Origin of the sequence: Mariniflexile litorale, from assembly GCF_031128465.2 — a bacterium.
GTDB lineage: Bacteria > Bacteroidota > Bacteroidia > Flavobacteriales > Flavobacteriaceae > Mariniflexile > Mariniflexile litorale.
Window position 1 is genome coordinate 4,289,323 of the sequence record NZ_CP155618.1, and the last position, 15,613, is coordinate 4,304,935.

At 33.5% G+C, this 15,613-nt stretch carries 5 protein-coding genes; all 5 read right to left on the reverse strand.

Annotated features, from left to right (window positions below):
* Positions 1–9 precede the first annotated feature (9 nt).
* Positions 10–8,298: a T9SS type B sorting domain-containing protein gene (locus QLS71_RS18190; protein ID WP_308993625.1), complete on the reverse strand. Its 8,289-nt coding sequence runs from the start codon at positions 8,296–8,298 to the stop codon at positions 10–12.
* Positions 8,299–8,656: 358 nt separating this feature from the next.
* Positions 8,657–11,740 (reverse strand): PorP/SprF family type IX secretion system membrane protein, encoded by a 3,084-nt coding sequence (locus tag QLS71_RS18195; RefSeq protein WP_348636575.1) that lies wholly within the window; start codon positions 11,738–11,740, stop codon positions 8,657–8,659.
* Position 11,741: 1 nt separating this feature from the next.
* Positions 11,742–13,187, reverse strand: coding sequence for a gliding motility-associated C-terminal domain-containing protein (locus QLS71_RS18200; RefSeq protein ID WP_308992302.1), 1,446 nt, complete (start codon positions 13,185–13,187; stop codon positions 11,742–11,744).
* Between the two features lie 197 nt (positions 13,188–13,384).
* Positions 13,385–14,707 (reverse strand): hypothetical protein, encoded by a 1,323-nt coding sequence (locus QLS71_RS18205; protein WP_308992301.1) that lies wholly within the window; start codon positions 14,705–14,707, stop codon positions 13,385–13,387.
* A gap of 343 nt (positions 14,708–15,050) precedes the next feature.
* The gene (locus tag QLS71_RS18210) at positions 15,051–15,497 is read right to left on the reverse strand and encodes a hypothetical protein (RefSeq protein WP_308992300.1); all 447 of its coding nucleotides are present in this window, start codon (positions 15,495–15,497) and stop codon (positions 15,051–15,053) included.
* Between the last annotated feature and the right edge of the window lie 116 nt (positions 15,498–15,613).

The following is a 15,613-nucleotide window of genomic DNA, read 5'->3' on the forward strand; positions in this document are numbered from 1 at the left end:
AATAACCATTTATCTATATAATGTAAAGTGTCCAACAAATTCACGATCATACTTTTTATCATTTAGTTTTACAACATACCAATAATCTCCCGTAGGTAGTTCTATACCGTTATATTTTCCATCCCATTTTTGTCCTATGGTTAAAATAGCAACTTTACGTCCATATCTATCAAAAATACTAACTTTAATCTCTTTGTATTGTGATGCACATCCAGGCCCCCAAGTATCCAAAACACCATCGTTATTTGGTGTAAAGTAATTAGGAATACACAAGTCGATAAATTCATAATATTTGGTAGCAGATACAAAACAACCATAACTATCGGTCACCGTCACCGTATAATCACCTGATTTGTAAATAATAAACGTATTAGTACTACCGTATGATTCACCATTTAAGCTATATTCATAATTACCAGAACCACCTGTGGTTACAGCAACAATTTCATTCAATCCACCATTTTCTAATATCAGGGCTAATGGTTCGTAAGGTTCTATATCAAAACTTACAGTTCTTTGAATACAGCTATTGGTATGTCTTACATCTATATAATGCCCTAAACCAGCTGGTACATTTACAAACTCATTACTAGCTTGAAAAGCATTTCCATTTAATGAATAATCTAAATCGGCAGGATTGGTATTACTTGCATCTACTGTAACTGTTACTAAATTAGTTGATACGTTATTAGTACAACCAAATTCAACCGCGACTTCAGGGTTAATAGTTACTGATTGTGGGAAGGTGATATTCCATTCCGTTTCACAACCAAGTGCATCACGTACATATACAATATGATCACCTCCAATTAATCCATTAAAATCAAACTGAGTTTGAGCTGGTGCTCCTGTTGTATAAACACCATTTGCATCATCTAAACTCACACTATAAGGCATATTTCCTCCAGAAATGTCAATACTAAATGCACCATTCATATCTCCTGCGCAAACTTCTGGCACTAAGGATCCAGGAACAATAATTAGCTCTACTAGTAGAGGTTCATTTATAACAAAATCATTAATAACAAAACATCCTAATTCATCTTGCGCGATGGCTTGATAATTTCCTGGGGTTAAGTTTATAAACGTAGATGTTTCAAAAAATTGATCCAATCGTGGAGAAATCGCATATTTTATAATACCTGTACCTCCGGATGCTGTAATTTCTAAACGACCATTATTAGTCCCAGGACATGTAATATCAGTCGGATCAAAGCTTGCTGTTAATGGTGTGGTAGGTTGTGTAATTGTAATTGGCCCCTCTATGCTTAAACAATCACCACTATCTACGCGTACTTGATAAGTTCCAGCAGGAAGTTCAGTAAAAACCCCTGGGCTGTTTTGAGTGGCACCAGGTATGTTGATCCCCGCACCATCTTGCAACGTGTAAATGTAATTTCCTAAACCTCCTTCTGCTTTGGCAATAATTACACCTGTACTATCACCTGCACAATTAATCGTTGGGTTAGTCTTGTCTAAATTAATTACCAATGTAGGTAATGGATCAATCTTGATTTGATTAGACACATCAGCAACACAACTATTGGTATCTCGCACATAATAACTATGTGTTCCAGGAGCAACAGTTATTAGTGCAGGTGTAGATAAAGTAAATGATCCTAAAATTGTAGCAAAATTTGCAGAGTCACTATATTCATACACGCCTGTACCACCTGTAGCACTTAATCTTAACGTAGTACCTGTTAAACACGTTTGAGACGTTTCTTTTACTAAAGTAGCCTGTACTTGAGTGGGTTGACTTATCACAATATTTGGTGATATATATTGGCAATTATAACCATCGGTAATAGTAACATTGTAAGTTCCCACACCTAATCCACTAAATGATGGGGATGCTTGAGGACCAGACGATGTAACTGTTGGTGATGTCATATTTAATGTATAGCTATAATTACTACCCTCACCACCACTAACGAGGTTAGCCGTTATAGTCGCATTCGATTCTCCAAAACAAGATAATAAAGTTGTATTTGCAGTCACTGTTGCGTCTATTGGTGTTGGAATGGTAAGTGTTACAGCTTCAGAAACTATACAGCCTCCTGCATCTTTTACATTTATAGTGTAGTTTCCAGCTGATAAATTTCTGAAAGTACCGCTAGCTGAATAAGCTATGGTAGCCGAACCTGTTAACTCATATTCATAAGTACCATAACCACCAGTTGCTATTGCTGTAATGGTGCCTTTATCATCATCACATGTAACATTAGAAGTTTCCGATGCTGTTATAAACAATGGACTTAAAGGCGTGTTAATGGTAACCACATTTGAAGAGGCCGAACAAAACGGACTGTCTGTTTCTGTAACTACAACCGTGTAATTCCCTGCTGGAATTCCTGTTACCAATAATGGATTGGTAGATGTATTAGCTGACACTACTCCATTTATAGAAGTTCCAGAACTATTAAAAACTTCAAAGTTATATGGCCCCGAATAACCATTTACATTGATTTCGAAAGTACCATTAGTATCAGCAAAGCAAGTAACCGCCGTTGGCGACCCAATAGTTATTGTTGGAAGTGTTGTTGATGGTAAAAATACCGAAATATCTTTTGTACATAAGGTAGTATCATCTGTTATAGTAACTGTGTAAGTTCCAGAAGGCAATCCTGAAATAATATTACCACTAATACTTGCTGTTAATGGATTAGGACTTATATTATATGTATAAGAACCTGTACCTCCAGAACCTGTTATGGTTAACACGCCATCATCATCATGACATGTTGGTAAGGTTGTAACAGTAGGTATTAAACTTAACGGAGCTACTATCTCCACAGTTACTAAATTACCACAACCATTCGCATCTTTTACTTCTACTCTATGGCTTCCTGAAGCTAAATTGGATATCGTAAACGGAACTGTTCTAGTTTGAAAAGCACCACCATCAATACTGTAAGAATAAGGTGCTATACCTGCTGTAGTTAATGCAACATCTATCGTAAAATTACCTTCTGTGGCTGTACATTGATTATTCAAGGTTGCTGAAATTACGGGTGAAGGATCTGGCGGTAAAACAACAACCGCAGTTGATTTGATACAACCATAAGCATCTTTCACATGTACATAATAATTACCAGCATCTCTATTAAAAGTGGTTGCCGAAGCCCACAAAGGATTGTTTGGTGGTGGTACAGCAGCTGTGGTCGTTATTTGGTATAAATAAGGTGCGGTACCATCTCTTGCAATTGCACTAATAACCCCAGAGTTTGTGTTACAATTTGCATTTTTATCAACTGTAGCACTGATACTTAAATCGATGGCAGATTCCGTAATGTTAAAAGGAACTGTTGCCACACTACATCCAGCATTTGGCCCTACAGTTTCTGTAATTAAAACAAAATAAGTTCCAAAAGATAAGCCAGGAGGTGAACCTGGAAAATTAACTACAGGTAATGTTCCGCCTCCATTTATAACATTACCTGTACTACTAATTCCTGTTGGAGTAGTAGATAATGCATCCCATATTTCATAACTTACAGTAACAGGTCCAGCATAAGTATTATTGATTGTAAATGATACATTTCCATCATTACTTCCAACACAAGTTATATTATTAGACGTTAAAGCCGTAGCTGTTAATGTGGTATTTGTAGGAATTGAAGCTGTAGCGGGTTGGTAATAACTACACTTTGTAGCATCATCATAAACGATAAAGGTATATGTAACACCAGGTATGAGTCCTGTAAATGTTGCTTTTTTACTATTTAAGGCATCTTCTGGAAGCCAAGTTCCTGTTGGATATACCGAAGTGGGGCCTTGATAAATACTGAAAAAGAAAGGTCCAGCACTAGCTAATGCTGTACCTACACTAACTTCTGCTTCTCCTCCTCCCGAAGTACAATCTACAGTTGTGTCTATTACAATATTTAAATTGTCTGGTGGAGATGCCACTAAAACATCTTGAATTAAAAAAGAACAGCCATTAGCATCAACTACATTTATTTCATACAATCCAAAATCTACCACATCAAAAGTTACAGAAGTAGTACCTGATGAGTTAAGTTCCGAAGCTGAATATCCATTGGTTCCAGTAACGAAATAATTGTAAGGAGCTGTACCACCAGTAACACCATCAACAATAACCGATCCTTTCGAAACTCCTAAAACAGCATCACAACTAATATCAACTGCGTGATGAAGTACATTAATTGGTGTTGGTTCTGCAATTACAATAGATTCAGTATCTATACAAGATTTTGAATCGGTTAAAGTAATAATATATGTTCCTGCAGTTAAACCAGAAGTTTGCGTGCCATAATCAGTTAATGTGCTATCGTTATAAATATTAAGAATAAAGGCTGGAGTACCTACAGTATTGTCTATTGTTATTTGAATAGCTGCAGAATTATCACCACTACATAAAATTGGTTGAGTTTGTACTACAGAAAGGATATTTGGTAACGAAATAGCATTAACTGTTTGTATACTAGATTCTGCAGTACATCCATTGGCGTCTGTTACTTGAAATTGATAAGTCCCATCATTTGACGTTGGGTAGCTAAATGGGGATCCTGTTACTCCCAATGAGCTATATGCTGTGCCATTTATAGATACAGCATAAGTAAATGGTGCTACACCTCCTGAAAATGTACCTGTAATGATAGCATCTGGAGAAGCTGTACAATCTAAATCTTTGGTTAAAACAGTATTTAAATTTATAGGAATTAATGGTTCTATAGTATAAGATTCTGTATAGATACAAGCGTTAGCATCTCTTACTCTAAATGTATAGGTATTAGGCTCTAAACCTGTAAATATATTAGAAGTTTGATATGCTGTTACCGCACCTGCAGGTGCAATAATTTGATATTCTAAAGTACCAACACCACCTGTAGCTGTTACTGTTACATCAGAAATGATAGACGGACAACTTAAAGGAGTATTGCTGAAACTTAAATCTGTTGGAGGGTTTAGTGGATTTATGGTTACTGGTACTGTTGCAAATGTACAATCATTGGCATCTTTTATTGTTACAGTATAAGTTCCATTTACTAAACCGGAAAATGTCAATCCAGTTTGGTAATTTACTCCATCTATACTATAAGTATAAGGAGCTGTACCTCCCGAAACTCCAGAAACAGTTATAACTCCATTCGTTGTACAAGTATATGGCGTGGTTAATGTTGCTATTCCATTAATAGCCGCAACCGTTGTAATAGTTATGGGTTGCGGTGTAGATACACACACATCAGTTCCTATAGTATATTGAATAACTACATCATAATTTCCTGATGCTAATTCACTAAAAACAGGAGAATTAAAAAATGTAACGCCATTATCAATACTATACATCAAACTGTTACCATTCGCATTTACTACATTAACATTAATGGTACCTACATTACCAGCATCCGCACACAAAATATCTGTTTTAGTAACATTGAAATCTGGGGCTGGAGTCGCATCTACTGTTATGGAAGTTTCTGCTGAACAATTATTAGCATCTACAACTGTAATGTTATAAATTCCTGTTGTTGTTACCTCTATTATTGGTGTTCCTTGAAACTCTGTTGTACTATTTACAAAATAATAATAAGGTGGTGTCCCTCCTACTGGATATACTGTAATTTCACCATCGGTACACGTTAAAGGTTTTGTAAGGGCCGATGTAGCCGTTAATAATGGTGGATTTATAATTTCAATATTTACGGTTTCTGTACAACCATCTTCAGTAGAAACTGTTGCTGTATATGTACCTGGATTTAGATTTGCAAATGTATAATCACTATTATTTATAGGTCCTACACTATTTATTAATGTGGCACCTTGGTAAATAGAATAGAAATACTGCGGACGTACATTATTAGCTGCTAATACAACGCTACCTTTTTCTCCATTACAATAGGGTTGGGTAACAATTGTTGAGACGGTAAAATTTCTTTGTCTTATTTGAACATCGGGTACTGTAAATATACATGGGTTAGGTGTTACCCCTATTTGTCTTATATATACAGAATATACATTTGCTGCTGTAATTGAAAATACATTGCTTGTCTGATAATTTGTTCCATCAATACTAAACTCATAACCACTAGGAACATCACCTATGGTAATTTGACCAGGCGTCGTACAGTAAATATCTCTAGATGTAACTGTTGGAACTAATAAATTTTCGTATATATTGAAATAAAACTGATTAAAACAACCACCGGTATAATTTAAAGTCAATCGATATTGGCCTGCTGTATCAGCCGTAAAATTCGGTCCTGTTGCCACTTGATTCCAAGTACATCCTATAGCTTCATTCGCACAATCTTTTTCTGTAACTGCATCACAACTAGATTCATCTAATTTTTCCCAGATAATTGATGAGGTATCAGTAATGTTCGTCTGAATAAATCGTGAATCATTAGCTCCACAAAGATAAATATTAGGCAATTTTTTTCCATCATTAGGACATTCAACTACTTCATCTGCAAAAGGAATAACCGGATTTGTAACATTGGCACCAAAAGTAATTACATTAAATACTTGGTCGATAGACTGACAAGGTGCTATTGCCGTATTATGTACATAGTATGTGCCAGGGTTAGTCACTGTAATTGATTGAGTAGTTCCTATAACTGGTGTTCCCGTTGGGCTTGTAGACCATGAATATTCATCGTAACCACTCCCCGCCGTCAATACGGTACTAGCACCACAAAGTATTACTTCTTCTTCAAAATTACAACCGTTTAAATCGGCTAAAAAATTGGTAGCTCCTGGCGTTAATAAACAGCCTGTATTACTGCTAAAACTAGGGTCATCTGAGATGGTGAAATCTGGATTTATAGTACCTTTATATGTTGCATATGCTTGATTATCTATATTATTTGAACAGGCATTGCTTAATAAACTACATGTTGCTACCACCGTTACTTTAAATCGAATCTCTAAAGCAGGATCATTTTCTTCAACCACAGAAGGATCTATTCTAAAAACAAGTTCTCTGGTAATTGGGTTATAATTTTGAACAGAAACCCCAGGTGGTAATAACCCAATATCTGCTGGGTAATTAAATACAACGTTGGTTGGAAGAATATCCCGAATGGTTAAGTCGGTTGCGTTATCATTTCCTGTATTCTGAAAACCAATGGTATAATATAACTCGTCGCCAAGGTCTACTACTTGCCCACCAATATCATTTCCTTGTATATCTTCAACAATTTTGGTTAATACAATATTAGGAGCTATAATTTCAATAGCAAATGCACTAAAATAAAAATAATAAATATCGGTATTGGTACCTAATCTGATAACAGCAGAAGTATCACCATTTGCTATTAAGCTATTATTCGCATTAGGAATATTTATAATACCAGCATCAAAACCTAAGGTATTTGAACTAGCTGGATTTCTATCTGTAAATAGCATGGGCGAATTAGTAATAGGATCTATTACTGATACAGTACTATTAAAAAAGTTATTATAAGGACGTATGGTTGTTCCATTTGCATTTGTAGCACTAATTTTTGTCCCATTAATTTCTAAATAATCTTGAGTCCATCCCCTGTCTCCTTCTAATGCACTAAAAGCATATTTTGCGCGTACAGGTCCAGTTGGTATAGTTCGAAAACCATTTATTGTAAAGCTCTGTTGTGTGTTAGGAGCTTGATTATCAATTTTTGTAAATCCATCAAAAGACGTTATATATTTACTTGGTAAAAGAGGGTCTTCATAAATTACGAAAAGCGACCATCCAGCCGACAAACCTTCTGTGTTACGACCACTAGTCATCATTGAAGATGTCATGGATGATATATTAGCTACCGTATAAGTTCCTTCAGGATTGGTTAAGGTACTTAATATGTCAGTTACATCTCTATAATAAGCATATGTATTAGAATTCCTGTCATTTGAAGAGTTTTGATAATATATTTCAGTTCCAGTAATATCTATATAACCAGCACTCTCTGGGGTTTTAAATTTAATATTTGCCATTGATGTATTTCCCTTTACTACGGAACTCCAATACAAACCGGCATATACGATTTTATAACAATTCACATCGTTTGGTACATCTAAATTGGCATTACTAGAGTTAAAGGTCGTGTTGTCATTATCAATGTCAACATAAACCATATCATCTCTATTGGCTGAACTCTCATTATTACTGTTTCCAGAATAAGGATTTGTTGCATGAACTCCAATATTACTGTTTCCTATTAAAAGTATATCACCTTTAATAGCTTCATCGTATCTAGGATTAAATGGAACTAGGTTTTGTCCTAGCAAACTATTAAAATAGAGTAAAGCAAATAAAACAATAAGTAGGTTTGTAAAAGTAGATTTTCTCATAGTCGATTATTTTTTATTATTCCTCTTCTTGAGGGCACAAAAAGAAATACTAATAATAACTTAACAGCATCACAAAAACAGCCTTATTCGTACAAAAAAAATATTTTGTCGTAAATAACTGTTATTAAACGGTGTAAATATCGTAAATTATTTGAAATAATATGGAATAGAAATCATAAATAAAGTATTTTATCGATGAAATAACACTTTTAGACTTACTTTGTCGATGTTTTTATAGTTTTTTGTAGTTTTTTTACCATAAAAATTATTTTACTTGTAGAAGTTGTAAAAGAAATGCTATTATTTAAAATAACATTTCTTTTACACTAAACTAGAATACCGAAGTTATAAAAAATGATTAGTTTTCTATCTTAATCATCGACATTTTACCATTGTAAGGAGTACTACCTTTTGACTGCATAGCGTTTCTAGCGCTTTCTATGTAATCAAATTTTTCATAATAAATGTAATATTTGTTGGTAGCTACATCATAGAAGAAGTTTATATTACTTTGCCCTGCTGCAACTGCCTTAGTTAAAAACTCATCTCTTTTAGCAACATCATTATGTACTGCAATTACAAGATAATAACCATTTTCTACATTTCTAACATCCTTAACAATTTGAATATTATCACTCTGTTCTTCACCAAAATCAAAATCTGATTCTTTAAGTGGTACTGAACTTACTTCTGTAAATCGTTTTATTTGACTCAGTGCCGCTCTATCTTTATTATATCTATCTTCTTCATTGTCGTAAGCAGCACGTTTTATACGTCGTTTACGCTCAAACTCAGTAGCTATTTTGATACTTTCTAATTCTGAGACTAAAGTTTCTTTAGACCTTTTAGCTTTCTCTTGAGCTTCTTTTAATGTTGAAATTTCATTTAGATAAATCTTGTTGGTTGGATCCTGTGTATTAGGCACTTTTTTAAGCCTGTCATTATATAGATTCTCTAATTCTTTTATTTTTACATCTTGATTTTTTATAACATTTTCAATTTGATTTTTTAAAGATTCTAAAGCAGCATTTTCACCAGATACACTTTTAAATGGTTTAGGTTCTGAATATATACCTTGTTCACTCAAATCGTTTTCTTGTTTTAAATCTCGAAGGTCTTTTTGTCTACTAGCAACAGTTTCGTTTAACTTAGCAATTAACTCATCCTGCTCTATTTTAGAGTCGGTCGCTAATTTTGTTAAGTTTAGCATAGACTTAGTAGTCGCATCCATAGGAACTTTAGCTAGTGCTTCTTGTGCTAATTTAGCTCTAGCTGCTTCATCTGCTTTTGCTTTTTCTTCTTGCGCCAATTTAATTCTAGCTGCTTCATCTGCTTTTGCTTTCTCTTCTTGTGCTAATTTAATTCTAGCTGCTTCATCTGCTTTTGCTTTCTCTTCTTGTGCTAATTTAATTCTAGCTGCTTCATCTGCTTTTGCTTTCTCTTCTTGCGCCAATTTAATTCTAGCCGCTTCATCTGCTTTTGCTTTCTCTTCTTGTGCTAATTTAATTCTAGCTGCTTCATCTGCTTTTGCTTTTTCTTCTTGCGCTAATTTAACTCTAGCTGCTTCATCTGCTTTTGCTTTTTCTTCTTGCGCCAATTTAACTCTAGCTGCTTCATCTGCTTTCGCTTTTGCTTCTTGTGCTAATTTAATTCTAGCTGCTTCATCTGCTTTTGCTTTTTCTTCTTGTGCTAATTTAGCTCTAGCCGCTTCATCTGCCTTCGCTTTTTCTTCTTGCGCTAATTTAATTCTGGCTGCTTCATCTGCTTTTGCTTTCTCTTCTTGTGCTAATTTAATTCTAGCTGCTTCATCTGCTTTTGCTTTCTCTTCTTGCGCTAATTTAACTCTAGCGGCTTCATCTGCTTTTGCTTTCTCTTCTTGCGCTAATTTGATTCTAGCTGCTTCATCTGCTTTTGCTTGCTCTTCTTGCGCTAATTTTATTCTAGCTGCTTCATCTGCTTTTGCTTTTTCTTCTTGCGCCAATTTAACTCTAGCTGCTTCATCTGCTTTCGCTTTTGCTTCTTGTGCTAATTTAATTCTAGCTGCTTTATCTGCTTTTGCTTTTTCTTCTTGTGCTAATTTAACTCTAGCGGCTTCATCTGCTTTTGCTTTTGCTTCTTGCGCTAATTTAATTCTAGCTGCTTCATCTGCTTTTGCTTTTTCTTCTTGCGCTAATTTAATTCTAGCTGCTTCATCTGCTTTTGCTTTTTCTTCTTGTGCTAATTTAATTCTAGCTGCTTCATCTGCTTTTGCTTTTTCTTCTTGCGCTAATTTAACTCTAGCTGCTTCATCTGCTCTAGCTTGTGCTTCTTGATCTAACTCAGCTTTAGCTTCTTCGATAGATTTTAATCGGGCTTCTTTTTTTGCTTCTAATTTTGCTAACGCTTCTGCTCTCGCCTGTGCTTTTTCTTCAGCAATGGCTTTTCTATCTACCTTTATTCCTGTTGAAGCATTCCGTTTAGCTGCAACACTTCTTGATTTTTTAACTGGTGAAATTAAAGCACCTTCATCGTCATCATCACTATAATTGTATCGTTCTCTTTTGTAGAATTTGTAGGCTAAAGTCACTTCATGGGAATTACCAAAAGTTGACATATCACCCATTTCTTTTTCATAATTATACTCTAGTGCTATTTGACTTGTAACATGAAGACCGATTCCTACTGATAATCCATATAACGTATTATAGCCCGTTTGCCCCCAAATACCTTTTGCTGTTGTTAACATCATGATTCCTGAAAGAACGGTTTGGTCTTTTTTAAATTCCGATCGGATTAAACCAGAAAATTTACTTTTATCAAAAAAACCTCGACTGTCAACATAACCTGTATACATAGCATGTGCTTGTATACTTTGTTCTGGGTTTTCTTCAATTAATTGAGAAGTTTTAAAATTATAAGCAACGAGATTGTTTAAAGAAAGTCCTAAATCGAAAAAAGAAGTACCATAATTTATACCCGGATTGATGGTACTAATCATACTAGAAGGTATATTTTCCAACGATGGGTCTGAGAAATTTGTAATAACATTTCCTTCATTAATGCCACTCTTATAAATACCTAAATTTAAACCAAAAGTTAGATTACTATCTCTATCTAAAATAACATTATAGGCATAATTTAATACCCCTCCAAAGGTGGTTAACACTCCATAATTTTGTTGAAATAAGCCAATACCAACCCCTACATTTTCGGCAAATCTGCCAGAATAACTAAACAGATATGTTTGTGGTGCATTTTCAAACTGAACCCATTCTCTTTTATTTGAAAAACTAAGATACTTATTCTGTTCTCTTACAAAACTAAAAGTAGGATTGATAGCATATCTATTAAATTTTAAAGAATTTCTTACAGGGAGTGTAAAAGCAACAACCCCATCCTCTTGAGAATGGAGCATCTGCGTTAAACACAAAAAAATTATTATATGGAGGAGATGTTTCTGCATGTTATTTTACAACCGTTATCGAGCCTTTTTTAATTTTATTATTCGCCGTTGTAATAATATAATAATAAACAGGATTTATAGCTTTAAAGTCTAATTGATTTTCAGGCCAATTATTTTGATAATCATTTGTTTGAAGCATCACTTTTCCCTGAGAACTTAGTATCACTACCTCAGTATTTGAACCTGTTACATATTCTTGAGGAATTACCCATGTATCATTAATGCCATCACCATTCGGACTTATTAAATTTGGGATGTTTTCTACGTCAGGAAATGGTTCGGTTATTGAAAAATTATGTTCGGTTGATGATACACATCCATCTGTTTGTGTAACAATTACTTTATAATTACCCATTTGAGAGGCTTCAAAACTATTACTAGTTGCACTTGAAATAACTGTTTCATTAAGATACCACTCAAATACAGGATTAGCAGCATCAGTTGTTACCGTAGCAGTTAAAGTTTCTCCATCTTGTATCATATTAACTTCTGGCACATCTATATCACTAGTAAATCCATTGGTATCAAGATCAATACTTGCACTTGTTGTACAGCTCCCTAAATTAACTGTCACAGAATAAGTACCAAACTCATTAGTTACATAGGTTTGGTTGGTAGCTCCTTCTATTTCGCTACCATTTTTAAACCATTTATAACTATTTCCATTAATGGTGCTTAATGTGGTGGCTCCTTGACTTGCACAATATGGATTTCCTAAACTGGAATTAATTGATGAGGTTGCACTTGAATTAGATTCACTAACAGTTACCCGATTTGAATAAGAGTCTGATGAACACGTACCATAATTGGTTTTAACAAAATAAGTACCAGGAGTATTTACAGCTAAAGTTGCACCCGATGCTACAAATACCGAAGTTGTAGAACCGGTATTTATTTCTTTATACCAATTAAAAGTTAAAGATGGGTATTGTAATGGTGAATCGTTTTCCCCTGTCCCGGGATTATCTATAGTTAATAAGTAACTTCCACCTGCGCAATAAGCACCTGTTGAAATTAAATTATTGATACTAAACGGTGTATTCTGTATTTTGTAATAAGCTGCAAAAGCATTTGACGCAGTGCTGGTCGCCACTGGAGCAGTACTTTTTATTCTAAGTTTGTAAGCTTCACCCGCTGTTGTTTCTGGTAAAGAAAAGCCTAACGTTACTGGAGAGGTGGTAACAGCTCCTGGTGCCGATGTGTGTACAACAGTCGCATTTGTAAAGTCACCAGTATTATCCGAAAGCTCTACTATAAACTGATTACTTCCACTTAATCCAGTATCTGGAGAAAAAGAAAAACTTGTATTATAAGTATTAAAAGAAGTGCTTGCGCAAGCCTGAGAAAAACCTAAGCTTGGTTTTTGAATTACTATTTGTGCATGCACAGTTTCGGCTAAAAAAAGCACAGAAAAAACAAGAATGTTAAAAAAAGTAAAGTTCTTCATGCATGCAATATAGTTTTCTTTTTTCTTTTATAAATAAAACTTCTAGAAATTTCTATTATTATAAACAAATGTTGATTAGTGAAGATTATTTTTAAATTCTTCAATCACAACAGAACGTATACAAATTAAAAATAACTAGAAGTTTTATAAACTTTATTAAAGTAAATTGTTTTGTGTTTAACTTATCAATTTATTTCCTAATTTTCTTTAGCATAAACGCCATCTTTAGATGCAATTATTTTATTAATTCGCAATCTAAAATCTGGTCTTTTTTCATTCGAGAAATCAATAAATGTTTCCGCATTATTACTTCTAGAATATACATTGAAAAAGGCACTATTACCATACCAATTTTCTAAATCTTCATTATTGGAATCGTTTTCAACAAAAATATTTCCTTTGCAATTATTGAAATACATATTGGCAAATTTAATTTTATCTAAGTTTTCTTGATTAATAATGATAGTGTTTTGTAAAAATACCGCTGGGTTAAAGCCAGAAATAACACTTTTATTTAAATCTAAACTAGTATTTTGACCTATATAAACGGCTTCTTTAACCAAGCCTTTATCTATATCAGATTGTAAGTTTTCGCTATCGTTTAAAAATGTTAAATTTTTCGCAGCTACCTTTGTTCCTTTTTTACTAAAGTCTACTTCTTCCTTTTTATTATAGGAAGCAAGATGTAAACATCTGGCACCAGAACTACTAGATACATATGGAGATCTAATAGCTAAAGAATTATCTATTTTACATTGTGCTCCATAATTAAATTTAAAATCGCTGTTGTTGGCTCTGTAGGACACTAATTTATTTAAACAAACATCGCCGCCCAAAACTTCAAAAGAATTACCTCCTGAATAGCTTACCATAACGTTTTCTATGGTAGTTTTATTCCCAACACTAGCTAACAGTAAGCCACTGTAATAATCATCGTTTTTAATTCTTTTACCAGAAAATTCAATTCTAACAAATTTTAAAACACCCGAGTTACTTTCCGCATTTTCACCACCATAATTAGTGTAACCATAAGAAGATGGCGCCAAGTCACTATAATAAGAAGCTACCGACCCATTTCCAAATTTATTTGTAGAAGCATCTCCTATTATAATTAATCCACCCCAATCACCTGATCTTTTAACACCTCTATTTGATGTAAAAATAATAGGGTCTGTTTCTAAACCCTCGGCCATGATTTTCGCCCCTTTAGTAATGGTTAAAGATGCTTTTGAAGCAAAATCACCAATAATAACGGTTCCAGCCTCTATAGTAAGCGTCGCGTTATTTGTTACAAAAACATTTCCCAACAACATATATGTTTCTCTCTTAAGGAGTCTGGTATCTTTATCAATATTACCAGTTAATATTTGTGTAGGCTCTTCTGTCTGTTTCTGATTTGGTTTAAATTCAGTCCAGTTATACAACCAATTGTTAGCACCTATAATTCCTTTTTCCTGTTGTGCATAAACATTCCCTAATACAAAGAGAAGTATGAATGTTATTTGAGTTAAGTTTTTCATAGTTATATTTTTTGTGTTTTAAAAACCAAATAAGATTTTTCAACGAATTAATTCTCAAATCTATAAAAAAAACCTATGAAATACCAAATATTTCGGCAAAATACATCAAATTAAGTCGATTTATGCACAAAAAAAATCGATGAAATACACTTTTATAAGATATAATACATATTTTCTGACAAAAGTATGAACTTATAATGATTTTTATTGTGAGACTATTAAAATTGAAATTTTGGGATTCCTAGAAAAAAATAATCAATCTATAAAAGATTGATTATTTTTTAAATTGTAATTAATTTATTAGTTGGTTTATTATCTAGATAGTAGTTGTCTTTGCATTCATTTAATTATAATTACTATATGAATGAATCGATTTCATAATATCTTCATAGAATACAATTGCTGATATTAATTTACTAGTATCTGAATAAGGCAAAATCTTTTTATGAAATTCAGTGGTAGCCTCAAAGTATTCATTTGTAGCCTCAAACTGATTATCTAATATTTTTCTATTATCATTGTCATTAGGAATTCCTAAACTAGTCATGGTAACACCTGGCTTTGTAGCAAACGCTATATATGGTAATGTTTTTATTAAAACTTCAATACGTTCCATATAAAGTGCTATCAACTCACCTTTTTGCATACGCTCTAATTCTTCCTTATTATGATACTTTTTTATAGCTACTTTTTCACTAATAATACTTTTAGCATCATTGCTTTTTTGAGCAAAACTAACGCCTGTCATTAAAAATAAAACAACACTAAATAGGATAATTTTTGTTTTCATATTTGCGATTTATGGATTTAAAAGACAAATATATGCAATTAAACGTGAAAAACAAGCGTTTTGTCGAATTTTTTAACATAATCTTTAGATTTCGTGTTTTTGATAATACAAACAAC

Excerpts from the sequence above, each read along its gene's own strand:
- QLS71_RS18190 (WP_308993625.1), bottom strand. The coding sequence starts at position 8,298 with ATGAGAAAATCTACTTTTACAAACCTACTTATTGTTTTATTTGCTTTA.
- QLS71_RS18195 (WP_348636575.1), bottom strand. The coding sequence starts at position 11,740 with ATGCAGAAACATCTCCTCCATATAATAATTTTTTTGTGTTTAACGCAG.
- QLS71_RS18200 (WP_308992302.1), bottom strand. The coding sequence starts at position 13,187 with ATGAAGAACTTTACTTTTTTTAACATTCTTGTTTTTTCTGTGCTTTTT.
- QLS71_RS18210 (WP_308992300.1), bottom strand. The coding sequence starts at position 15,497 with ATGAAAACAAAAATTATCCTATTTAGTGTTGTTTTATTTTTAATGACA.
- QLS71_RS18205 (WP_308992301.1), bottom strand. The coding sequence starts at position 14,707 with ATGAAAAACTTAACTCAAATAACATTCATACTTCTCTTTGTATTAGGG.